General features: G+C 46.2%; 22 protein-coding genes. 6 read left to right on the top strand and 16 right to left on the bottom strand.

Features of this window, described 5'->3' with window-relative positions:
- A partial coding sequence (locus B2633_RS01660) for a DUF4386 family protein (RefSeq protein WP_483168805.1) occupies nucleotides 1-540 on the bottom strand: 540 nt, incomplete at its 3' end.
- Nucleotides 541-554: 14 nt separating this feature from the next.
- Nucleotides 555-1,151 carry a TetR/AcrR family transcriptional regulator gene (locus B2633_RS01655; RefSeq protein WP_483168804.1) on the bottom strand — a complete coding sequence of 199 codons (597 nt, stop codon included), beginning with the start codon at nucleotides 1,149-1,151 and terminating at the stop codon, nucleotides 555-557.
- Nucleotides 1,152-2,048: 897 nt separating this feature from the next.
- On the opposite strand from B2633_RS01655, the gene B2633_RS01650 reads away from it, so the two are divergent.
- Both B2633_RS01650 and B2633_RS01645 read left to right on the top strand, forming a co-directional pair.
- Nucleotides 2,049-2,288 carry a hypothetical protein gene (locus B2633_RS01650; RefSeq protein WP_483168803.1) on the top strand — a complete coding sequence of 80 codons (240 nt, stop codon included), beginning with the start codon at nucleotides 2,049-2,051 and terminating at the stop codon, nucleotides 2,286-2,288.
- Nucleotides 2,289-3,581: 1,293 nt separating this feature from the next.
- Nucleotides 3,582-4,220, top strand: coding sequence for a hypothetical protein (locus B2633_RS01645; RefSeq protein ID WP_483168802.1), 639 nt, complete (start codon nucleotides 3,582-3,584; stop codon nucleotides 4,218-4,220).
- A 400-nt stretch (nucleotides 4,221-4,620) separates the two neighbouring features.
- Here B2633_RS01645 and B2633_RS01640 read toward each other — a convergent pair whose 3' ends face one another.
- From B2633_RS01640 to B2633_RS01590, 11 genes are all read right to left on the bottom strand, one after another.
- Nucleotides 4,621-5,094: a copper amine oxidase N-terminal domain-containing protein gene (locus tag B2633_RS01640; RefSeq protein ID WP_483168801.1), complete on the bottom strand. Its 474-nt coding sequence runs from the start codon at nucleotides 5,092-5,094 to the stop codon at nucleotides 4,621-4,623.
- On the bottom strand, nucleotides 5,091-6,419 hold the full coding sequence (locus B2633_RS01635; RefSeq protein WP_483168799.1) for a fibronectin type III domain-containing protein: 1,329 nt from the start codon (nucleotides 6,417-6,419) through the stop codon (nucleotides 5,091-5,093). The genes B2633_RS01640 and B2633_RS01635 overlap by 4 nt, the downstream gene beginning before the upstream one ends.
- Nucleotides 6,420-6,501: 82 nt before the next feature.
- On the bottom strand, nucleotides 6,502-7,203 hold the full coding sequence (locus B2633_RS01630) for a hypothetical protein (RefSeq protein ID WP_483168798.1): 702 nt from the start codon (nucleotides 7,201-7,203) through the stop codon (nucleotides 6,502-6,504).
- A gap of 22 nt (nucleotides 7,204-7,225) precedes the next feature.
- Entirely contained in the window at nucleotides 7,226-7,783 is a 558-nt protein-coding gene (locus B2633_RS01625) for a DUF3862 domain-containing protein (RefSeq protein WP_483168797.1), read from the bottom strand.
- A 13-nt stretch (nucleotides 7,784-7,796) separates the two neighbouring features.
- Nucleotides 7,797-8,414, bottom strand: coding sequence for a TetR/AcrR family transcriptional regulator (locus tag B2633_RS01620; protein WP_483168796.1), 618 nt, complete (start codon nucleotides 8,412-8,414; stop codon nucleotides 7,797-7,799).
- A 304-nt stretch (nucleotides 8,415-8,718) separates the two neighbouring features.
- The gene (locus tag B2633_RS01615; protein WP_483168795.1) at nucleotides 8,719-9,189 is read right to left on the bottom strand and encodes a pyridoxamine 5'-phosphate oxidase family protein; all 471 of its coding nucleotides are present in this window, start codon (nucleotides 9,187-9,189) and stop codon (nucleotides 8,719-8,721) included.
- 411 nt (nucleotides 9,190-9,600) lie between these two features.
- Nucleotides 9,601-10,692, bottom strand: coding sequence for a glycerol dehydrogenase (locus tag B2633_RS01610; RefSeq protein WP_483168794.1), 1,092 nt, complete (start codon nucleotides 10,690-10,692; stop codon nucleotides 9,601-9,603).
- Nucleotides 10,693-11,120: 428 nt separating this feature from the next.
- Nucleotides 11,121-11,459, bottom strand: coding sequence for an arsenate reductase family protein (locus tag B2633_RS01605; RefSeq protein ID WP_483168793.1), 339 nt, complete (start codon nucleotides 11,457-11,459; stop codon nucleotides 11,121-11,123).
- A gap of 76 nt (nucleotides 11,460-11,535) precedes the next feature.
- Nucleotides 11,536-12,390 carry a DegV family protein gene (locus B2633_RS01600; RefSeq protein WP_483168792.1) on the bottom strand — a complete coding sequence of 285 codons (855 nt, stop codon included), beginning with the start codon at nucleotides 12,388-12,390 and terminating at the stop codon, nucleotides 11,536-11,538.
- A 113-nt stretch (nucleotides 12,391-12,503) separates the two neighbouring features.
- Nucleotides 12,504-14,069: a PAS domain S-box protein gene (locus tag B2633_RS01595; RefSeq protein ID WP_483168791.1), complete on the bottom strand. Its 1,566-nt coding sequence runs from the start codon at nucleotides 14,067-14,069 to the stop codon at nucleotides 12,504-12,506.
- A gap of 87 nt (nucleotides 14,070-14,156) precedes the next feature.
- Complete coding sequence (locus tag B2633_RS01590; protein ID WP_481043178.1) at nucleotides 14,157-14,528, bottom strand: YccF domain-containing protein; 372 nt, start codon at nucleotides 14,526-14,528, stop codon at nucleotides 14,157-14,159.
- Between the two features lie 231 nt (nucleotides 14,529-14,759).
- Between B2633_RS01590 and B2633_RS01585 the strand changes: the two genes are divergently transcribed.
- Nucleotides 14,760-15,980, top strand: a complete 1,221-nt coding sequence (locus B2633_RS01585; RefSeq protein WP_483168807.1) for a lactonase family protein — start codon at nucleotides 14,760-14,762, stop codon at nucleotides 15,978-15,980.
- Between the two features lie 100 nt (nucleotides 15,981-16,080).
- Here the strand turns inward: B2633_RS01585 and B2633_RS01580 are convergent, their stop codons facing one another.
- The 3 genes from B2633_RS01580 to B2633_RS01570 form a co-directional block, all read right to left on the bottom strand.
- Nucleotides 16,081-16,566, bottom strand: coding sequence for a PaaI family thioesterase (locus tag B2633_RS01580; RefSeq protein ID WP_483168790.1), 486 nt, complete (start codon nucleotides 16,564-16,566; stop codon nucleotides 16,081-16,083).
- 128 nt (nucleotides 16,567-16,694) lie between these two features.
- On the bottom strand, nucleotides 16,695-17,297 hold the full coding sequence (locus tag B2633_RS01575; RefSeq protein ID WP_483168789.1) for a TetR/AcrR family transcriptional regulator: 603 nt from the start codon (nucleotides 17,295-17,297) through the stop codon (nucleotides 16,695-16,697).
- Between the two features lie 127 nt (nucleotides 17,298-17,424).
- On the bottom strand, nucleotides 17,425-18,162 hold the full coding sequence (locus B2633_RS01570; RefSeq protein WP_483168788.1) for a DUF975 family protein: 738 nt from the start codon (nucleotides 18,160-18,162) through the stop codon (nucleotides 17,425-17,427).
- Nucleotides 18,163-18,477: 315 nt separating this feature from the next.
- On the opposite strand from B2633_RS01570, the gene tlp reads away from it, so the two are divergent.
- From tlp to B2633_RS01555, 3 genes are all read left to right on the top strand, one after another.
- Entirely contained in the window at nucleotides 18,478-18,705 is a 228-nt protein-coding gene (gene tlp, locus B2633_RS01565; protein WP_483168787.1) for a small acid-soluble spore protein Tlp, read from the top strand.
- A 126-nt stretch (nucleotides 18,706-18,831) separates the two neighbouring features.
- A complete protein-coding gene (locus tag B2633_RS01560; RefSeq protein ID WP_483168786.1) occupies nucleotides 18,832-21,057 on the top strand; it encodes a DUF4855 domain-containing protein in 2,226 nt (741 codons plus the stop codon).
- A gap of 153 nt (nucleotides 21,058-21,210) precedes the next feature.
- A partial coding sequence (locus B2633_RS01555) for an iron-containing alcohol dehydrogenase (RefSeq protein ID WP_483168806.1) occupies nucleotides 21,211-21,654 on the top strand: 444 nt, incomplete at its 3' end.

The raw sequence follows: 21,654 nt of genomic DNA, 5'->3' as shown, positions 1-21,654 counted from the left end.
CCCCCACAAACCAACCGATTTTTTGAACTTGGGGCTTTTTATTAATGCATAGGCAAACAGCAGCAGGCATATGGTACTTAAAACATAGTACACATCAAAGGTGGTGCCCGTATAACCTGCCATTAAGGCTTCACCGGCGGCCAAATAAATCATTTGTTGTTCAGGCAGCGCCTGAAAATACTGATTACTTAAGGTTAGCATTTCAAAAGCCGGATTGGACGGATAGTAACAGGCAATACCAATTAAACCAAGTATTAATGCCAAAAGGACAGTAACGGGCTTTTCATGATATAAGAGGACAAAGAGGGCTAAATAGATTATTACAATAATCATATTGTTAAACAGATAGAGAAAATCCAAGCTCAGCAGCCCTAAAAACGGATTTTGCTGATAGAGTTCAAAGAATCCTCTAACAGTGTCCGGCGGTGGTGCAATCACATAGATAACAATCTGTATTGGTATTAAAATGAGCATTGCTAAAGCCAAATACTGGGCAACGCGAAAAAGCGGTCGAAAGCTGATATTAAATTCTTGATTCATAAGATATAACCCCCTTAAATAGTTTCCTTATACTTTTTGAATAAGTAATTTATAAGTTTTACAAGTTCATCTTTGATGTCGTTTTGTTTTGTGGAACCATTGGATGAGAAACTCAGCATGATCATTCCTTGAAGCGCATAAATAATAGTTTTAGCGACAACTTCAATATCTTCGGCTTGAATGATACCCTCTTTAATCAATCTAAAAAAGGAAGTCTGCCATATACCGTGAAACTTTTGCTCCAGCTTTTGATAACTGTCATCCCCCTCCGGTTTAATAAAAGGATAAAAATAAAAGAAACGAAAGACATTCGGATGCTTGAAGAAGTAATCCGTATAACTGGATAAAACAATGAGGATTTCTTCAACAGGATCATCCTTTGTAAAAGAGATGGATGTAAGTTCGGTAATCATATCCTCAATCATATCGAGACGTAATGTCCACAAGAGAGTATTCATATCCTTAAAGTAATAATATAGATTGGTATATGAGTATCCTGTTGCTTCAGCCAAATATCTAACAGTAACGGCTTCGTGCCCTTTGTCATGGATGATAGCCTTCGCAGCCTCGATGATTTCTTTTTGAGTACGTTCTTTTTTCGTCAGTTTCATATAACCTCCAAACATTAACTTAGTTAAAATATTTTAACTAAGTTAAAATATGCGGCATTTGATTTAATATGTCAAGAACTTTAAAAATTTTTAATATTGTTTTCTACGGTTTGCTACATACAGAAATTCACTTAATGTGTCTTGGCAATGGGGGCATTATAGGAACCCGGAACATGAAAAGCAGTAACTCCGATCCGGGCCGTAGAAAAGGATTACGGCTATTATGGCTATTTCGTGCTGATGTCCAACGGGATCAAGGAGCCCGTTAAAAAGCCCTGGAAATATACCGCTGGCAATCTAATGGGGGTTGATTTTCCATCGTAGGTATAAAATGCCGGGACTTTAGGTTGATATGATAAAAGAAAGAGGGGAGTGGTCCCCAGCCGGGTTAATAACAAAGCCCGGGCTGGAAGCAAGCCATTTTCATCTTTTTTTCGTTTGCGGCTATCGGAGTTATTGGTTATATCCAGCTGATTTTAATATAAGAGCTGCTCAGATAAAAATCGGGGCAGCTCTTATACATTATTTATGCAGTTAACATGCAACTATAAAACAGTGGCCAGAAGCCTATATTGGCCGGGATTTGAGGGGTTTTCACCTAATTCCCTATCTTCCTATAATGAACATTATGTAAACTAGCCATGAAACGGGACTGGTTTACTCGCTTCCCCTAACGGCTAGTTTACATGAATGTTGTAACGGGGCTAAATTTGCACCGTTTCAATTCCGTTCCCTCTCTTTTGCCTTCGAATTGTATCACATGGGTAAAGGGGCAAAATTTAGCCCTCATTTACCTGACTAACTTTTGCCCTGGCTAAATTTTGTCTGCGATTCCCTTCGGTCACCCCTTGACTCCATGTGAACTCAAGTTTGCATTAAAAGAGAGGGGCGATACGCATGAAGCTAAGTAAACTCGAATTGGAACTGATCAGAGAATTAAGACTATCACCAATAAGCGACATGGAAGCAACTATAAAAATATTTGAAACAGGTTTAGTAAAAGCAATGAATGACGTTGGAATAGACGCACTTGATGACTGGAACTGTCTTTGCGCTGGAAATATCCTCGGTATTATTGAAGAAATGCTCAATGATAAAAAAGGAATTATAACGCCTGAAATTGTAATTGTGCCGTAAACATATCACTGAAAAATCAGGGGGCAAGGGATAACAGCCCCCTTTATCTTTAATCCTTATCCTGGAGCCGCCAGCGAAGGCAGATGCTATCCATACGCACCCCTAAAGTAAAGGGTAAAGGACTGCGCCCGCTCAGTTATGATACCTGACCTGTCAATACGGGGATGCAGGCCGCGCCCTTGACTTCAGGGTCCCGTGCGTATGATGATTCGCTGGTTGACGCTGGCGTGGCTCGTGGTCCTTTACTCTTTAACTCTTCCCTTTTTCTCTTATATTTGCCCGTGAGAACGCTTGCTCTATAATTATCCCTTAATTACTTATAAATGCTTTCACTATCTCCCATTTAATGCCATGGGTAAATAATGTGGCACTTATGCACTTATCCAGTATTTTGCTTCCGATTCACTTAAAGGGATTGTGGTGACATTGTGTGGCACTTATCAAGTAAGTGCAAGAAACATGCCAGCCCGTCTGTCACCCGGGGACCCCCTCCCGGCAAGGGTCCCTCCCCCGTGCAACAGACGGGCACTCACGTTCTTGAAACTTTTTATAAGCACAGATTATTGACAGCTACATACCTCAGCTAGTCAACATAACACCAGTTATACTAAGTTCGTGGGTAAACGACTTAACTCAACATTAACCGCCCCCTATACCGCATCAAATGAACGACAGGCTACTGTCACCTAGCCCACGACCTTCCCATCAACTGAACATTATGTAAACTAGCCAAAATTACAGAGGAGGGGCTGCCAATACTCACGCCCATCTTCCCCCTTATCGTGTACCCGTGTCATTGATAAGCCTACATTGTCTAATGTGTGAAGCCGGATGGCAGGATTTAATTCTGGTATTATTCAAATTGTTTTTGATTCTAAAGACCCCCACATTAACTGAGGAGGTCTTTAGAATCAGTCTCAGGATCATCTTCTGATAAACCGGCTAACCATAAATGCTATTGCCAGATAATGGTGCTTCTTACCCGCGCAATAAGGTTGTTAAAAAAGGATTTTAAGCCCGAGGCATTCTAACAAGGCCAAAACACGCTGTGAGCCAAATAGGGGCCTTTGAATAGAAACCCAGGAATAAATCCTTGTAATAGGTTCTTCTGGACTACTCTACTATATGGCAAGTTGCCCCGAACCGGCAGACGGGCTAAAGGTCTCCTTTTTCAAAGATCGTTCTTAAGCATTACAGGAATACTCCTAATCTTGCCAATGCATGTTAAATGAGTATTAATCACGGCTCCAGCACACAATATAACTATTAATTACGCTGGAAAGAGGGCACAGCATGGTCACCAATGAGCAAATAACGCAAGCCTCTAAACATTTGTATGATCTCATCTTAACCCAGTGGGTTAATCAACAATTTCTTTCACCTACCTGGTTTTTCCTTGTCATTATATTACTCCTTTCATATGCCTTATTTATTTATCTAGTAGACAGAAAGCGAATAATCGAGATACTCCTTTTTGGATCGTTAGTTGCTGTCGCATTTGCTAATTATGATTCAATCGGTCAACAATTCGGTTTCTGGGCCTACTACATTAGCATAGTCCCCTTTTTTCCAAACCTTTTCCTTGGAGACATTACTTTTATCCCTATATATGCGATGTTCGTATACCAATACACGTCCTCTTGGAAGAGCTTTTTTCTGTGGACTACAGTGTGGGCAGGATTATTTACGTTTGTATTTTATAATATAGTAATGGAATATCTGCAGGTTTTTGTTTACATAAAGCCATTTTCCGTAGTGCTTGATTTCTTCTTATTTTTAATTTTTGGCCTTATTTGCCGTGCTATCGTGGTGGCTCTTTTAAAGACAGAAGCAAATAAGGGAAATACGTCTTCAGGAATTTCGGTATCTAGGCTCATAGACCAATCTTTTTCGGGATCTTGGATAGGAAAAATAAAAGGTGATTCCATATAACTCAACACATGCGCTCCCCTCCCCTCTTGACATGCGAACAGATATTCGATTTCGCCTTTATTTTGATCTGGGAAGTTGAGCGCGATTTCGCGATGCCACCATTCTTAATCTACCGGGTCGTACATATCTTTTGTGGCGTTGCATACCGGGCATATAAAATGCAGCGTTCTTCCCCCAGGTCCAGCCGGTGACCATCGCTCATTTCCTGTGCTTTAAACGGTTTCCGGTATCGGCAATGTTTAATGTGTTTTTGTTGACATAATTAATGCTATAGGCTAGTATGCTTTTTGTGTTTTATTCAGACTTTTTTAGTGGTCTCGAACCTCCTCTTGTGTCCCTATGGTTGCAGAAACAGCCTATTTAAATTTTTCAGGTACCGGTTTTCTCCTTGTCTTTCCGGCTAGGGACGGGGATAGGTGACTTTGGCCTCCCGGGAGGTGCCGTCCCATTCTACTTGACAGCCCAGATTTTCGCTGATGAAACGCAGAGGCAGCATGGTTCGTCCCGGGGGCATAATCAGGGGAGCCACATTGGCGTTATCCTGATCAATCATTTTCTCGGCTCCGTTGACCAGCGCAGTATTCCGGTCAATCCACATCTCAATACTGGTTCCGTCATGTTTTATGGTCACCTTGCGGCTAGCCGCGTCCCATCCCACCTCGGCTCCTAAAGGAGTTGCTACAAAACGAATAGGCAGCAGGGTGCGGTTTTCCCGAATAACTGGAGGCACATCCATTGGAATAGGCGTGTCGTTCAAATAATACTGGGGGTTGTCAATGTAAAAACGCAATACTACTTGCCCTTCATCGGCAGCGGGAGGCAGGTTGTTGCCAGAGGGCGGTACTTCTCCCGGTACAGTTGGAGGAGGTGTCACCCCACGGGTAACGGCGCTGGCCAGGGGGGAATAGGCTGAGTCTCCGATGTTGTTGACGGCTTTAATTCGGTAGAAATAAGTGGTTGCAGATGTAAGGCCGGTATCTTCAAAGGAGACGATGTTGGCCGGTAGATTCTTAATGACTGTATATCCGCTGTTTGGCTCAGAGAGCGTTCCAGGACAAAACTGGTCTCATTGGAGGAATTGTCTTTCCAGCTCAGGTTGATCTGTGAGTTGGACACGGCTTCGGCTGTAAGGCTGGAAGGTGCGGCCGGTTTTACCACTGGAGGCATTCCGGTGGTGGTAGCGCTTAAAATGTTGCTGTCGTCAGAGCCCAGGCTGTTATAGACGGAAACGTAATAGTAGTATTTAGTGCCGGGGGTTAAACCGAAATCAGCGTATCCAGTCACTCCTGTCTTAGTGCTGTGATGGATTTCGGTAAATTTGGATTGGCCCTCGGTGCGGCGATAAACATAATGTCCGTCCACATTGGTAGAGTTGTTTTTCCAGGTAATTTCAATGCGGGTACCATCCGAGCCCGGCAGAGCAGTCAACAGCGTAGGGGCCACCGGCAGGAGCGATACCAGCGAAACCATCGGGGTAGTTACACTGGCCTCATTACTGAAATTCGAGGCGCCGATATTATTATAAGCTGAAATTGTATAGTTGTATTTTGTTTGCGGAGTCAGGCCGGTATTCTTATAGGCCGTGGTATCGGGAGACAGGTAGAAAATAGTGGTAACACCTGATCCCTCCGTTTTACGCTGGAGTTGAAAACCTTCCTCATTGTCGGAATTATCTTTCCAGGTCAAGATTATGGTGCCGGAGTCGGCAGCCGTCGCCTGCAGGTTCGTAGGGACTGCAGGAGTCAAAATTATTGGTGTCGTTGCATGAAGAGTCTTAACGCTTATTTCATCGGAATAATCGCTGGCACCGTTGGCGTTATAAGCTTGTATCCGATAGACATAAGTGGTATTTGGCTTCAAGCCCGTATCCGTACAACTGGTAACATTCGCGGTTACCGTGATCGAGGTGGAGTAAACACTTGCTCCTTGTTCTTTGCGAACCAGGCGAAACCCCGACTCATTGCCGGAATTATCCTGCCAGCTCAGACGAACTTTCGTATCTGATAAAGCAACGGCGGTTAAATTGGTCGGCCCAAACAATATATCCGGAAGCTCCGAGAGTTCTGGAGGCTTCAGACCCGGAATCTGGGGGTCAAGAGCGGCGGCAGGCGCCGCGGGAAGAATCACCAGCAATAACATAACGCAGATGATCACCATTGATTGTTTACCAACTCGAATTCTATCAAAGAATCTGTTCATTACCAACCCTCCCTGATGATAGGATCATTAATATTGGCGGACATGCCTTCTAAACAGGTGCCCTATACGACAAGACGAAACCTCAGTTGAAATAAGGGTCTGCGATCATCATGATATCCGGGTTTGTTGATTTCGGCGTTCTATCAGAAACTAAATTCTGGATGTACAGGGTATTGATCCCCGGAATATCGATTTCAAAAGGAATCGAAGCGCCTTTTTCCAGAGAGATCTCTTTTAGAACCCTTCCTTCATAATTGTTTTCCCGGATTTTAATAATTACCTGATCGGTGCTTCCATCCTTATCTTCCATGCAGGCGATGCCGCCAAACTTCTGATATTTTCCATTAGGACGCACAAAACCGCTGTACTCATAGTAGCCCGCCGTTCCGGTATAGACGATTCCTGATTTATACTGTACTCCGTTGACAAGGAGCAGGTTCGCATCCGTCGTGAACTGGCAGGTATAGTTCTTTTCAAAATCGTTGCCGGTCAAAGGAATTTTGCCCCGCTCTCCGAGATATACCGTATTATTTTCATAAGCTACAGCCACGTTCAGAGCGCCGGCTAAAGATCGGACAGGGAGATATGTCCGGCCATTGTAGGTAATGGGGACAAGTCTGGAGCCGTCCACATCTGTCGGTATGAATTCCTTACCGTTTACTTCGATTTTCATACCGTAATTCAGGATCGCTCTAATTTCAGGATTGGATGCCGCATAAGCTCCCGCGGACATCCCCGCTATAAAAACAATACTTGCGATAAAGCAAATGAGTTTTTTATTCATTTACTGTCCTCCCTCCAAATAATTACTTCAGCATAAGATCGTTAATATCGGCGGCTTTCCCGTCTTCAAATACGATGGTAATCGCGCTCCCATTGCTGTTACGCCACGTATAGGTGACTTGCTCTTTTCCGTCCATGATCTGCCGCATCGTTTCCGTTCCCGACCCGAGGATTTTTTCCACCTCGGTAAGGCTGCTGCCTTCCTTCAACTTACGGAACGTTTTTAGTGTGACCTTTTCTTTATCCTTTAAAAATGGACCCAAGTTGGCCTGGGTTTTCGCTTCGGCCTTTCCATTTGAAAAGGTTACGCTGATATTGCTGCCGTCTTTATTCCGCCATAAATACTGTTTGATCACGTCGCCGTCTATGGAAGACTCGCCGGGCGAACCGATGATTGCGACGACGTCCTTATATGTGCTGCCCAAGCCGATCCCCAGATACATATCGAGGGTATAAGTGCGGTCATCAACGCTTTGCGATACGTGATTAACATTGCTGTTTTGAGAGGAAGTAAAATTATTGCAGCCGCAGAGGCAGAGCAGCACTAAAAGGACAAGCGAAATCAGGATTGTTTTCCTCATGTCTAACCTCCTTTCATAGTTTTTTCTGTTCAATCCGGTCAAATACAAAATCAATATGATTTGAAATCTTCTTTAATATGCCGGCAACATCTCCACCCTCCTGCCTTACAAGGGCAAAATCCAGGGAGATGCCAAGAAATCCATAGTTCAGTTCCTGGGCTGCGGTTTTCAGATCGACGTTATCCTCGAACCTTCCCTTCGATAGCATCTGCCGGAGCAGGGAATGGTAGTACCACACCGGCTCCTCTAACATATATTTCTGGACAAATTCCCTTGCTTTGGGATTGACATATTGTTCCATGAAGATAATTCTCGCCGTTTTATCGATCCTCGGATCGTCCTGCTTTCCATAACTGAGAAATATTAATTTGAATACGTCCCGGGGTTCCATATAATTGATTTCATTCTCCAGACTGTTAATATCCACTCGCTTGCCTAGAATGCCGTTATGATGATACTCCAGAATATGGTTGAGAATATCCTCTTTATTGATAAAATGCGTATAGATAGAGCTTTCTTTTATCCCGGCAGCCTTTGCTATATCCCGCACTGAAACCCCGTTATACCCGCGCTCAGAAATTAAGTCAATGGCCGCATCAAATATTTTTTCTTTCGTACCAAAAAACTTCATCTACCTCAACCTAACATACGTTATAAATAATAAAAAAAATCCTAACAATTGTTAGGAAAATTATACATATGATGGAATCATATTTCAAGTAAAAATTCCCCAGCCAGGACAAGATGCAAGTATTATACACCTATATTTGAACCGCATTAGCAGAGTTATTGACAAAAAAGGGGCTCTAATTCGGACTGTAAGAGCCTTAAAATGAATACCAGGGTTTTGCCTTCGGATCATAAAATCTCGTTGTAGGGACTGATAGTTCCCTGTGTCATGATAATCAAAATTTCTCTTACTGATTTTCATGCTATTAATAATTTCTCTCTTTTCCGGTCATGTGTTGTATGTCTATTTTCACAATTCTGGTGGTGGCTTGGGAACTTTCAATATATTTTTGACCTTCGTCAGTGAAATCCGGAGAGTATTTTTCAACTAATGCAAAGAGTATGCTGGCCTTGGCATCGTCTGTAATTTCGCTGGCAATTCCAAAGGCTATCACCGATTTGTATTTGGTGCTGAATTTATGCGGCAGCACTTCCGACTCTGACACCACACAAAATGATACTCTGGGGTTTCTCTGGATATTCTCCAGCTTATATCCGTCCTCCGCACAGTGAAAATATATGCTCTTATCGAAATAGACATAGTTGACCGGAACCCCATAGGGGTACTCACCATCGCCCATGGTTGACAGTACCCCGTATTGACCGTTAATCAGTATTTCTTCCATTATTTTTGCATCGATTATTTCCCGGTCTTTTCTGCGCATTTCTTTAAACATATCATTAACTCTCCTTTTTCTGTTAGAGCTTCGCTTTGGCCTCCAATTTCGGCGCTATCGTCCGGGTGCGTGGATTGAATAGCCATCCTTTAGGACCCAGCAGGTTGCTAGTTCTTCAATAGAATCGTCCGGTTTTAAACAATCCACGATCCCCTTCCCAGTCTGATTTCCCCCATCCAAGTTATTCAATAAGTTTTCTATGGGCACATGGTAATCACCTCTGTCGTTTTTTGAAGCTAACTTAAACCCATGCAGCAATAAATGGAAAGAGAAACAGGATATTGCAGATGCAAATAGAAAGGGAGTTGTTTGGGGATTAAGCGAATAATTGGGGGCCTGGCGGTGTCGGTGTAAGTGTAGTAAAGTGGCGACCAGGTCCCCTACCCTGCTACGATAACCTGAACATCACGTTTAACAACAAGCCATACTTCGGCCAATGGCATCGGCAGCCAGTATGGCATCATACACCATTTGCGCATTTACCGGAAACGGCATGTTGTGTATGGTTTCGCCTTCGACGGTTGAGGCGACAGCAACCTTCATGAGTTTTTCCCGGCCCGCTCCGGCCAGGCTCAGCTCCTCCAGTGTGATGGGCAGGCCTACCAACTGGCAGAACCCCATGATTTCCATAATCTCATCGGTATCACGATCCTCCATGACCAGCTGCACCAAGGTTGAAAATGCCACTTTTTCGCCATGGAAGTATTGATGGGTTTCCTCCAGCGCAGTAAAACCGTTGTGAATCGCATGGGCAGCTCCCAGGCCCCCGCTTTCAAATCCTATTCCGCTCAGGTAGGTATTGGCTTCTATGATTTTCTCGACTGCTGGAGTAATGACTTTTTTCTCCACGGCCAGGCGGGCATAATAACCGTATTCCAACAGGGTTTGCAGACAAAGATCGGCCAGGGCCAGGGCGCTTATTGAAGGAGCTCCTCCCGCCATGGCGGGCAGACTGCGTTTACTGCTGGCTTCGGCCTCGAATTTGGTGGCCAGGGCATCTCCCATTCCAGATACCAGAAAACGCACTGGTGCTTGGGCAATTATTTGGCTGTCCACTAAAACCAGGTCGGGGTTCCTGGGGAGAATCAGGTATTCTTCAAATTCGCCTCTTTCCGTATATATTACTGACAGGGCGCTGCAGGGCGCATCGGTTGAAGCAATGCTGGGCAAGATGACCACCGGCCGGCTGCAATAATAGGCCGCTGCTTTTGCGGTATCGAGGGTTTTTCCTCCCCCGAAACCTACGATTATATTTGCGCCGGCTTTAGACGCAACTTCTTTCAATCGCTCTATTTCCGGTTTACTGCATTCACCGCCAAATTTTTCTATAGTGCAACTAACCCTTTCATTGCCGGACTTGAAATACTTTTCGGCTTCACCCAATAAGAAAGCGTCAGCGACGATCAAGGCGTTGTCACCGAGATTTTTCATGTATTTACCGGCTTCATTTAATGCACCGGGGCCCTGAACGTATTTGCCGGGCGAACTTAGAACTTTTATCATATGTGCTGTACCTCCTAATTCCATATAGACTTATTGTGAACCGATTGCATTTATCTATACAGCAAACCAGCTATTCAGGAGCATTCCTGTGATGCTTAAAAACGGTCTTTAAAAAAGGACGCCAGCCTCACAATGAAATTGTGCTAAATCCCGAAAAGACAGCACAAATCAAAGATGAGGAGGCGTCTCTATTATGAAAAACACATCACTCAAGCCCAGGGCCTGTGACCGGAATAGTCAGGATGCCGAATCAATTGGAGGCTCTCAAGTTTACAATAATTTATATTATGTAAACCATGTATAACTAATGAAAATACTTAACAAAACCTTTCCCTGTTTAGCACGACAAAGAGTCAATTGGAGTTCTCCTTTAGTATAATAATCCGCTTTCCATCAAGATCTTACCACCTGATTGAAACAACTTTTGATTATTCCCAGGTGTCCCAGACATCCGGCTGATAACCTACGGTAGCCTGTCGGCCATTGCGTACGATGGGGGTTTTATATAGTTCGGGGTGATTGAGGAGGACTTCTGCCCGCATGGTGCTGCTGCCGATACGATCCATGTTTAAGCGGCTGTAGGCCTTTGACTTGGAGTCGATCAAATTATTAAGTCCGACCGTTTTTTCCACACTGGCTAATTCACCCTTGCTCAGACCTTTTTGGCTCAGCTCCACGTATTGATATTTTATTTTACGCTCTTTGAAGTAACGCTCCGCCTTTTGAGTGTCAAAGCACTTTTTCACTCCAAATATTTGTATGTTCATAGTTATTGATCCCTCTATACGATATTTGTTTCGGGTTATGTCCCGGTGTAAGTTTTAACGAAGCGGATTGTCAATATCAATAAGTGCAATAGGCGAACCCAATAGTGCCCAGACCGGTATGCAGGCCTATAACCGGTCCGATGGAGCATAAGCCGACCGGTAATTGGTATTTGTTCGCCAGGGCATCCCTGAGCTGGCTTCCTTGATTCGCAGCATTGATATGGTGGACTATCAGTGCCTTCAATCCCTTCTTGAGGTGGTCTGCTTCTATCATTTCCAGGATGCGTCTAATGGCTGCCGCATTGCCGCGGGTCTTTTCCAGCAAATGGGTCATGCCTTTTGCCATGTCAACGGTGAGTATGGGACGGATTTTGAGGATGGTTCCCAAAAGGGCCGAGGCCGTACCAATACGCCCTCCTTTTTTTAAGTACTCCAGGGTTTCGGGGACAAAATAAAAATGGATGTTCCTCCTGGTCTCGGCGGCGGCTTCCAGGGCGTCTTCCATGCTGCCTCCGGCTTGAACCACCTCCGCTGCCGAAATAACCTGCAGACCAAGGGCCATACAGTTGGTATAGGAGTCCACTATCTCCACCCGTGCTCCCGGATATTCCTGCAAAAGCTGCTCCCGGGCCGCCAAGGCTGTGGGGCAGGTGCCGCTCATGGCAGAGGAAATGAATATACCCAGGATAGCGTCACCCTGGGAAAGGCAATCCCGGAATGCATTGAGAAATTCTCCCTGGGAAGGCTGTGAGGAGGTTGGGATAATTCCCGTTTGTTCCACCTTTCTATAGAAGTAGCTCTGTTCCACCTCATTCTCTTTAAAGGATTCATCGGGAAAATGAACACTTAGTTGAAGAACCTGTATGTTCAGGCGGCGCCGTATTTCCTCATCAATGTATGACGTGCTGTCAGTAAACACCCTGATCCCCATTTTTATATTCCTCCACTCCGATAATTTCGTTTAAACAATCACCTAATAGCCGGTAGCAGTTCAGCCCGCTTTCAAACCTGGATCAGATGACGATAATTGATTACTATGATAGTTTATTGTGAAAACCTGATTAAAAAGGTGGTTCCGCACGGACTCGTGGAAATCTCTATTCTGGCATTGTGCCGGGCAGTTATCCGGTAGCATACCGCCAATCCCAGACCGCTCCCCTGCTCTTTGGTAGTCAGGAAAGGCGTGCCGATCTTTTCCAGCATTTCTTGATCTATTCCCCCGCCTTGATCTTGAACCGCCAGTATAACATTATCGTTATCCATGAAGGTCTTGATCACCACTACTCCGCCCGCGGACATCGATTCCAGGCCGTTATTTACCAGATTCAATATAAGCTGGCGGATTTCTTTCTTGTCGAGCAAGAGGTCGGGTATCTTCTCCAGTTCCAGGGCTACGGATTGGTCCCGGATCATCGCCTTGGCATGTAAAAGCGGCAAAAGCTTGCTGATAACCGCATTGAGATTGTCTTTTTCCAATTCCACTATTTTATTTTTAGCCAGAGACAGAAACTCTGTAATTATCGAGTTGGCCCGGTCCAGCTCCTCTATCATTAAATCGAAATGATCATAGTCCCGGCTGTAGTCCTCGTTTTCCCGCAATAACTGCAGAAATCCCCTTACGGTTGTCATGGGATTGCGAATTTCATGGCCGATGCTGGCCGCCATTTCACCCACCACGTTGAGCCGGTCCAGGCGGTTCATTTCAATTTCCATCTGCCTCAAATCGGTGATATCGATGATTACCGTCAACAAACAGGGCTCACCGAGAATCTCGATCAATTCCATGAAATATCTTCCCAGTCTCTCTTCGCCGTTTTTCTTGCAAAAGCAGAATTCCAGATCACGCAGGGAGCGTTCCATAATAATCTGTTGTTTAAGAATACTGCGATCCGCGGGATCCTTCCAGAAACCGATTTCGATGGATGTACGGCCAATAACCTCTTCCTGAGTTCGCCCGGTAATGGCGCAAAAAGCGTTATTAACTTTTAAGTAGCGCCCTTCTTCCACTGTGGAGATAGTCATTATAAATGGACAAACATTGAATGCCAGGGAAAGCATCTCTTCCGAAAAGCGTATCTGTTCCACCATTCTCTGGCTTTCGGTAATATCCCGGGAAACACTGATCAAATGAGCTTTACCGTCGATATCGACGACCTCGCCGGAAAGGGACAGCTTTCTGATCTCACCGCTTTTAGTTCCTAGATTGTATTCAAAGCCCTGTACCCTTTCAAATTTAGTCAGTTGTCGGATCAGAGCCTCACGCTGGCTGGTTTCAGCCCAGATGTTCAATTCCTGAACGGTGCGCCCAATAGTTTCATGGCGTTCATAACCGGTCAACTTGATGAAAGCATCGTTTACCGCTACATAGCGTCCTTCTTTTAAGGTGGTAATTGACATTAAATCAGGGTTGCAGTAAAAAGCCTTGGCAAACCTTTCTTCTGATTGGTGCAAGTCCTTTTCTGCCGGCTGTTCTATGGGGGTCTTTTGATCACCCTTAATCGTATTGGCCGCCAATAACTGCTGATTCTGGGCTTCCAGTTGGGCGACACGTTGTCGCAACCGGAGCAGTTCGCTTTTAATTTCTTCTACCTCCAAGTGTGATTCTGACATCAGCGCTTCCTTCCGTGTTATTCTGCTAACGATTTGATTGCTGTCAATTTACGAGCTGAGCCAACAGGCCGAGCCGCGCACTGAAGACTATTTGCTATTTTTAATTTCCGCACCAAAAGGGATTAATCCTAGTTGAGCAAACTTGAAATGCTGGATTCCAAAAGGTATGCCTATGATGGTTATACAAAACACCAAGCCAATAAGCAGATGAGATATGGCAAATTCCCATCCAAAGACGATAACCCAGATGATATTAAAAATCAGGCCTCCCGCTCCAAAATGGCCCAATTCGATAGTTTTGCCGAACGGCCAGAAGACAAAGTAGGCGATTTTAAAACACTGCATTCCAAAGGGTATGCCGATAATGGTTATGCACAGAATGAGTCCTGCTAAAGACCAAGCCGCAGCTGCTATGAGGCCGCCCAACAATAGCCAGATAATATTGCCGATCAGATTCATGATATTTCCAATCCTCTTATCTATAGGTAGATTTTTCCCCATTATTTCATTCTTCATTAATCAACAAATTCCTGTAGCGATCAGTAAGATGTACACAACGAACAGATTCTTTTCTGCTGTTCATACAATTACTGTCACAGCACCTAAACAGTGCCAAAGAATATGCGTTTCGAATATGATGTAACATAAACCCCCCAGTACCTTTATAAAGGAGGAGCAATCTTGTTTAAAGTGAAACGAGTTAATAAAAACCGGCACTGTGGTGTCGTCAATGTCATGAGCAATTCAGGCACATGCGCAGCAGGAGAGAGGAGCAATCGGCACGATGGCGCCTGTAATGCTGTTTTGGGCGCATTTGCAAGAGAAGAGAAAAAACATCGGCATGCTAGTATGGCCTATGCCATGACCAATTCAGCCTCATGCAATGAAGTGATTGCATTCCGCCGCGGTAAAAGCGGCAAACTCAGCCGCATCGACGCCTTTAGGACGGGGGGCAGAGGAACCGGCACGGCTGAGGTTTCCAATGCCACCCCGCGGGACGGTGTCGATCCCCTGGCATCACAGGGATCCCTGGTCTTATCCCGCAATGGATGCCTGCTTTTTGCTGTAAACGCCGGCAGCAACAGCGTGAGTAGTTTCCGGGTTAAGCGCGACGGCAGATTGGTGCTGGTGGACGTAGACCCTTCCGGCGGAACACAGCCTAACAGCCTGGCCGTTTTCGGCGATTTGCTCTATGTTGCCAATGTAGGCGATGCCGCTAATAACTACAATTCCAATGTTTCTGGCTTTCGAGTGCGCTCAGATGGAAGTCTGGCTCCGATTCCGGGCTCAACGCGCAAGCTCAGTACCTTCAGTGCTCAACCAGCCTGTGTGGTATTCAGCCCTGACGGCAGATTCCTGGTCGTAACTGAATTGACCACCAACCGCATCAGCGTCTTCCGGGTTAATTTTGATGGCACCTTGTCTGGCCCGACGGTTAACTTTTCGAGCGGGGAGGGGCCGTTTGGCGCTGTTTTCCTTCGCAATGGGGTTTTACTGGTTGCTGAGGCTGGCGCCAACGCGCTGTCGTCTTATAGAATTGTTTCCAACGGGGCTCTCTGCGTAATCAGCGCCTCGGTTCCCAATGGTCAGATGGCCACCTGCTGGGTCGCAGTCAGCAAGAAAGAGCATTATGCTTATGTATCCAACTCCGCCAGCGGCAATATAACTATCTATCGAATCAAAAAAGACGGAAGGCTGCGAGCCGGCAAAAATGTTTCTACCACCAGGTTTGGTTCAGCCGTGGCCCCGATTGACATCGGGGTAAGCAAAGGCAATCTCTATGCTCTCAATGGCAACCGGGGTTCCATCACGGTGTTTAATATCCGGCGTAATGGCCGTTTAAAGCGCATACAGGTCAAGATAAAAACCGGCCTGCCTCGTTTAGGATCCCAGGGTTTAGCGGTAAGCTGATTGGCGCCGCCATCCGGCTTGGGCAAGTAAAAAGCAAAAGCCCTCCAGTCTCTGCTTTAAGAGATTTGGAGGGCTGACTCATTTCCGGGCGGTTCATGGCTTAACCCAAGAATTTCGGCGGCAGCTCTTTATAACCCAATGATTTAACGGCCTGGTCAATGGTCTGCAAACCCGGGGTCACCATTTGCTTGGAGACGCCGTGAGCCAGGCATTTGCCTTTATCGTCGAGAACCGCTGCCTCAGCAATACAAATAGTCCTCCCGGCCCTGATACGTTTGCCCTCAACCACTAAACGGCCGTCTTTTACCGGGGCCAGGTTGGTAACATTTACGTCAAGAGAGATCAATCCGGCATTTTCCTCAATATCACAATAGACCGCCCAATAAGCCGCGGTATCGATCAAGGAAGAATAAACCCCGCCATGGATGCCCCCGAACGGGTTCAGATGCCGGTTGCTAAGCTTCACCTCAACCTTTGAATAGCCAACTCCCAGCTCTGCCACCGACATAGCCAGCAGCATGAAATAAGGACTCTGGTTGATGAGTTCCATAACCGCGTTTAGATGTTCCTGATTTAAACTTTTCATAAAACCACCACTTTCTATGAAAAATGGAACGAACGCACGTTCACATAGAACGCTATAAAAACGGAAACTCACTTGTAGTACTGCGTGTCGATTCGCTGTCGTAAGATTTGCCGGTTGATACAGAGGCTTTAATGTTCTTTCACCAGGCCTTTAGCCAGGGTCTCGTGGAATGAGATGACCATATCTATCATTTCTTCTTTTGTTATGGCTTTCAATATTATCCACTTGTACAACAGATATTTTTCCACCGCTAATATGGCATGGGCAACCGGTTTAACCGGTATGCTGCTGAATGATCCTCTGGCTATGCCATATTCGATATTCCGGGTGTAAAAAGCAATCAGCTTATCCTCAAATTGCTGCAAACACTGGTCAATAGCCTCACTCACCCCGGCAGCCCGGCTGTATATTTCGGAAAGTTCTTCGTTGCGGGTAAAAACCTCCATAGTTATCCGTTTGGTTTCTATAAATCTTTTGTAAAGATCCTTTTCGGTTGAGTAGTAGCTGTTGATGCTGGAAATGATATCCTCGGCGAACTCCTCCAACAGTGTTTTCAGAATATCTTCTTTGTCAGAAAAGTAATTGTAGAAAGTACCGGTACCATAGCCCGATTTCATAATTATTTCACGCACCGGGGTATCGGCGTAGCCTTTTTCAACAAAAAGGGTCAGGGCGCATTGCAACAGTCTTTGCCGCCGTTCCTGGCTTTGTTTTTCTTTCGGTATGGGCATAGATGATTATCTCCCTGAGTGTACGTTCGTTCACTTTCATTTTATTGCTGGTTTCAGTTGTTGTCAATATCAGCCCGCCATTTATTTAAACGATAAGCCTTATGCTTGATGATGTATTGGGGCTGTTCTACAGCAATAATTCTTGTTCACTGCAATACCCTGTTTTTATGGCATTGCGGCGCAAGACCAGATAAAGTTCGGCATTGGCCGCGTTAATGTAGGGAAGCACGAAAAGGACGCCCACAAAAAAGGCCAAAACCCCTAATATGAGCCATCCCAGAAAGGATAGATCGAGAACAAATATGTGCAGTTTGTGGCCCTGTGTCATCTGCGTGCTGAGCTGCACAGCCCGGCGATACCCGATATTGGGATTGTCGGCCAGAATATACGGAACCATTCTGTAGGCATAAGCCATGATTATCCCGGGGATGATGAACAGCAGGAACCACAAGAAGTTCAGCCAGGCTCTCCACAGCATGGTAACAACCACGCCCCGGTAATGGTTTTTATTAAAAACGCAGCCCAGATAATTCATATCAAAATGGTTTTGTTCAGCCTCAACAAAATATTTGCGCCCCCCGACCTCCAGGGGAAAACCCACAAAAATCCGGTAGCACGCAATTATTAAGATGATGAAAATGAACAATATGGCAATTCCCAAAATAATTGCCAGCATGAATTCGCTGCCCTGGCCAAACCATGAATCCAAACCTGAACCATTATTTGAATCATTTACGTTCCAGTTGACATTGCCCCCTCCGCTGCCGCCGGCAAGGGCAATGACCAGGCTGACCACAAAGGCTTTCCAGTAATGCTCGCTCAATAAACTCCACGCCCTGGTCTTAAGTTCCCTGATAGTCCACATTTCAAACCCTCCTTAAGTCATATACCGGCAGTCAAAACTTGTCTGTTGACAGGCCTGCAGAGAGTGCCGCTTCCAGGCGACCCCTTCAGGTTAACTTACATAATTTTATGTTTGCTTCAACCTGATTCGTCATACATTGAACTATTTCCTCTATATGACAAATTGGAGATTATTTTGTGTCGAAACGCCAGGCCTGAATGAGGCGTTGAGCTAAATAGATTGATGCCAGCTTCGGTCGAATAAAAAACAGCTACATTTCGAAAAATATTTATGCCATAAAGTCATAATCTAAAACAGCAAAGGAGCGTAGAGTAGATGAAACACAATCCGGATGACCGTCGCGACAATGTAGATAAAATTCAATTCAATATCAACCACACTATAGAAAATATGGAAAAGGCCGAAGAAACCATGGAGTTGACCGAAGACCCCCGTCAGAAGAAGGCTATAAAAGAAAAGAATGTCCGCCGCAAAGACGCCCTGGACGGGTTCAGGAATGAAATCAAGGATGAAGCCGAAGCCAAAGAACACAGGTATAAATAACGACACAATGTGGAAAGCGCTGCCTTAAACCGCAGCGCTTTTTTATGTAGGTGGAGGATTTGTTAAAAGGGGCATCACATCTGCTTTATCGGTATATAGTAGAATAAAAAACAAACAGGGTTAGCGATGAAATACGAGATCAATCTGATTGACTGCGATATAGCCCCGTTACAGGGCCGTCAGGCCTTTAAGCGCTGGCGGCTTGAACCGGATCAGGACGAGATGATCTGGGAGAGCGCTCCCTTCTCCCTTTGGGGGGAGGCTGATGCATTTGCCGGTCAGCACGTTATCAGGGTTCAAGGCAGTATTCGTCCCCAGGCTGAATCAGCGGCCATACCTGGCTGGATAGAACTTGAAACAATGGCCGGAGACCAAGAACCTGCCATAGAGGATCTATTCCTGGGGGGAACGCGTCCCTTACCCTGTTTAAACCTGACCTGTATCTGCCGGCACCCCTTAAGTCCGGATTACCTGGTGGCGGCCGCTGCCGACGGACGGCTGCTCTTGTTGGATGCCCACCTTTCAGCGAATTTAAAAATACTGACCCAGCAACCTCTGCCTGCGGCCTTATCTGCACTGGTTTGCTGCGGAAAGATGTTGTTGGGCCTTGAAAAAACAGCTTCATCAGAAAGCAAACTGTATCCTATCCGGATCAACAATACTTCTGCCCCCTACCCTGCTTTTCGTCTGTGTGCAACAATCCGTCTGCCCATAGCTTTGACAGCGCTGGCGGAAAACGACAGCACTTCAGCCTGGGGGGCTACAGATAAAGGCGAATTATTCCTGCTAAAATTGAATCCTGTAGCTTCACGTTTTTTCTCGATAGATGCACATAAATCCGGATGTCTTAAAGGCAGGACGCGCCAGGGCAGCCTGACAACGGTTGTAACAGAGGTCTGTCAAACCGATAAAACAGCGCGGTTCTTCCGCCGAGCCGGGCGCTGTTCCGGTTTGGCTTATGATGGCCGGCATTTCTGGTCATTCTGGCATACTGACCAAAAACCCTCCATTTTGCGTTTGCATGACAAAGACGGTACATTGCTGCGTTTATATAGCTGCCATGCTCAGGTTGCGGTTTCAAGCATAAATTATTGTCATCATCATTTGCTGGTTTTGGACCGGGAACATCAGCAGCTGCATCTGTACTATCCCGGGGATACCATGGAAGCGGTTGCCGGGCTGGCTCCGCTCAATGACCGCCATCCCGGCTATCTTGCGGCAGGCGGTCCGGAAGTAGCCGGGATGCATGAGCTGTGCCTTTTGTATGTCGGTGCTGAAGGACAAAACGCAATACACCGTTACGACCCCGACAAATTGCTGCCGCTTCTGGCCTATCTCAGCCCGGAGGGCGTGATAAAGGATTACTTTATGGACGGATTTCTGCTCCTGGCCCAATACTCCCCACTACTGAACGGCCGCAGTTTCGGCACGGATCTGACCGGACCGCCTTCGCAGAAAGAGGATTGGCTGGCCTTATTTGATGAGTATTTTTACCCTCGGGCCAACCTGTGCGCAATGGAAGCGTCTGCAGCAGCCGTCGTCAAAAAACTGGGAGCAAGCGGATCGGGAGCGGTTAATATGGTGTTGTGCATTCCAACTGCCGACCCCCGCTGCACCGACTGGGATGCCGGCTACTCCCTGGCTGAGGAAAGCCACCGCATCGAGGCCACCCGCTGGGCCATGCAAGAACTGGTGGAACGCTGGAGGCGGGCCGGGTTTCACCATCTCAAGCTGGCGGGCTTCTATTATATGACTGAGCAGGGTAGCTATAACGACGGGGTATTGCATGCTTTTCCCAGGCTGTGCAAGGCACACGGTTTGCGTTCCTTTGCCATCCCCGGCATCACTTCCAGCTGGATTACCGAGTTCAGCCGGGCCGGCTTTGACGGGGTCGCCCTGCAACCCTCCCATGCTTTCTGGCAGCCGGCTCTGCGCCCCCGGCGCTACCTGTTGAAATGCGCCGGCCATATCGCCCGCCATTATGGCATGGGCATGGAGGTGGAACTGCCTTATGATGTTGGGGAACCGGCCGGACGCCAGAGGCTGCGTGATTATCTGGAGATGGCGGTTATTCAGGGCTGGGCAGGAGCATTTACCGCCTATTTTCAAAGCTACAATCTGATCAAAAGCCTGGCGGAAAGCACCGTTCCGGAATGCCGCCGGCTATATGACGATCTGTTTTATTTCAGCCGCCTCTCCCGGCGGCAGACTGTGCCGGTATGTTTTTCAAACCGTGTGCTTAAGGTTGACTGCCGGGCCTCCTGGAATGGCAATGAGGCGGCAAAATTCCGCCTTAATATCGAAGGCCACCAGGGGGTGTTTCACCTGCGCAGATTGGAATCTTCAGATTAATCATTTCATGACCTGCCCCCGGCAAATGATATCAATGATATGACTCGCAGGTTTAATTGATCTGATGTGAATTTTGAGTTTGATTACAGATCATGAGTCATCATACTTACTCAGGCAATAAGGCAAACTAACTCCAGAATACAAACTGGAGTGATGGCTTTGGAAAACAATCATAATTTTTATCTGCCCAAAACCAATCTTATCGGTGTGGGTGCAATTAAGGACCTCCCCAACGAACTGCTGCCCATGAAGCTGGGCAAGGCCTTGATCGTGACCGATAAAAACCTGATCAGTCTGGGTTATGTGGAACAGGTGGAAAAAATCCTTGACAACCTTTTTATATCCCATGATGTTTTTGACGGGATACTTCACCCTAATCCGACCGTCTCTTTCGTTGAGGACGGTCTGTCCTATTGTGATCAGGGAGTATTGGATATAAGCAGGGACTACAGCATGATAATATCCGTAGGTGGCGGCACCAACCATGACTGCGCCAAAGCCATTGCCACGGTGGCAACCAATGGAGGCTCGATCATCGATTATGAAGGGTGGAATAAGATTACCAAACCCCCGGCAGACCGTGTGAGAACTCCCGGT

The organism is Syntrophomonas sp. UBA1041 (assembly GCF_002316705.1).
Lineage (GTDB): Bacteria > Bacillota > Syntrophomonadia > Syntrophomonadales > Syntrophomonadaceae > DTU019.
The sequence above is the reverse complement of the archived record's forward strand: the minus strand, read 5'-3'. Positions and strand labels throughout refer to the sequence as shown.

Excerpts from the sequence above, each read along its gene's own strand:
- B2633_RS01655 (WP_483168804.1), bottom strand. The coding sequence starts at position 1,151 with ATGAAACTGACGAAAAAAGAACGTACTCAAAAAGAAATCATCGAGGCT.
- B2633_RS01650 (WP_483168803.1), top strand. The coding sequence starts at position 2,049 with ATGAAGCTAAGTAAACTCGAATTGGAACTGATCAGAGAATTAAGACTA.
- B2633_RS01645 (WP_483168802.1), top strand. The coding sequence starts at position 3,582 with ATGGTCACCAATGAGCAAATAACGCAAGCCTCTAAACATTTGTATGAT.
- B2633_RS01635 (WP_483168799.1), bottom strand. The coding sequence starts at position 6,419 with ATGAACAGATTCTTTGATAGAATTCGAGTTGGTAAACAATCAATGGTG.
- B2633_RS01630 (WP_483168798.1), bottom strand. The coding sequence starts at position 7,203 with ATGAATAAAAAACTCATTTGCTTTATCGCAAGTATTGTTTTTATAGCG.
- B2633_RS01625 (WP_483168797.1), bottom strand. The coding sequence starts at position 7,783 with ATGAGGAAAACAATCCTGATTTCGCTTGTCCTTTTAGTGCTGCTCTGC.
- B2633_RS01620 (WP_483168796.1), bottom strand. The coding sequence starts at position 8,414 with ATGAAGTTTTTTGGTACGAAAGAAAAAATATTTGATGCGGCCATTGAC.
- B2633_RS01615 (WP_483168795.1), bottom strand. The coding sequence starts at position 9,189 with ATGTTTAAAGAAATGCGCAGAAAAGACCGGGAAATAATCGATGCAAAA.
- B2633_RS01610 (WP_483168794.1), bottom strand. The coding sequence starts at position 10,692 with ATGATAAAAGTTCTAAGTTCGCCCGGCAAATACGTTCAGGGCCCCGGT.
- B2633_RS01605 (WP_483168793.1), bottom strand. The coding sequence starts at position 11,459 with ATGAACATACAAATATTTGGAGTGAAAAAGTGCTTTGACACTCAAAAG.
- B2633_RS01600 (WP_483168792.1), bottom strand. The coding sequence starts at position 12,390 with ATGGGGATCAGGGTGTTTACTGACAGCACGTCATACATTGATGAGGAA.
- B2633_RS01595 (WP_483168791.1), bottom strand. The coding sequence starts at position 14,069 with ATGTCAGAATCACACTTGGAGGTAGAAGAAATTAAAAGCGAACTGCTC.
- B2633_RS01590 (WP_481043178.1), bottom strand. The coding sequence starts at position 14,528 with ATGAATCTGATCGGCAATATTATCTGGCTATTGTTGGGCGGCCTCATA.
- B2633_RS01580 (WP_483168790.1), bottom strand. The coding sequence starts at position 16,566 with ATGAAAAGTTTAAATCAGGAACATCTAAACGCGGTTATGGAACTCATC.
- B2633_RS01575 (WP_483168789.1), bottom strand. The coding sequence starts at position 17,297 with ATGCCCATACCGAAAGAAAAACAAAGCCAGGAACGGCGGCAAAGACTG.
- B2633_RS01570 (WP_483168788.1), bottom strand. The coding sequence starts at position 18,162 with ATGTGGACTATCAGGGAACTTAAGACCAGGGCGTGGAGTTTATTGAGC.
- tlp (WP_483168787.1), top strand. The coding sequence starts at position 18,478 with ATGAAACACAATCCGGATGACCGTCGCGACAATGTAGATAAAATTCAA.
- B2633_RS01560 (WP_483168786.1), top strand. The coding sequence starts at position 18,832 with ATGAAATACGAGATCAATCTGATTGACTGCGATATAGCCCCGTTACAG.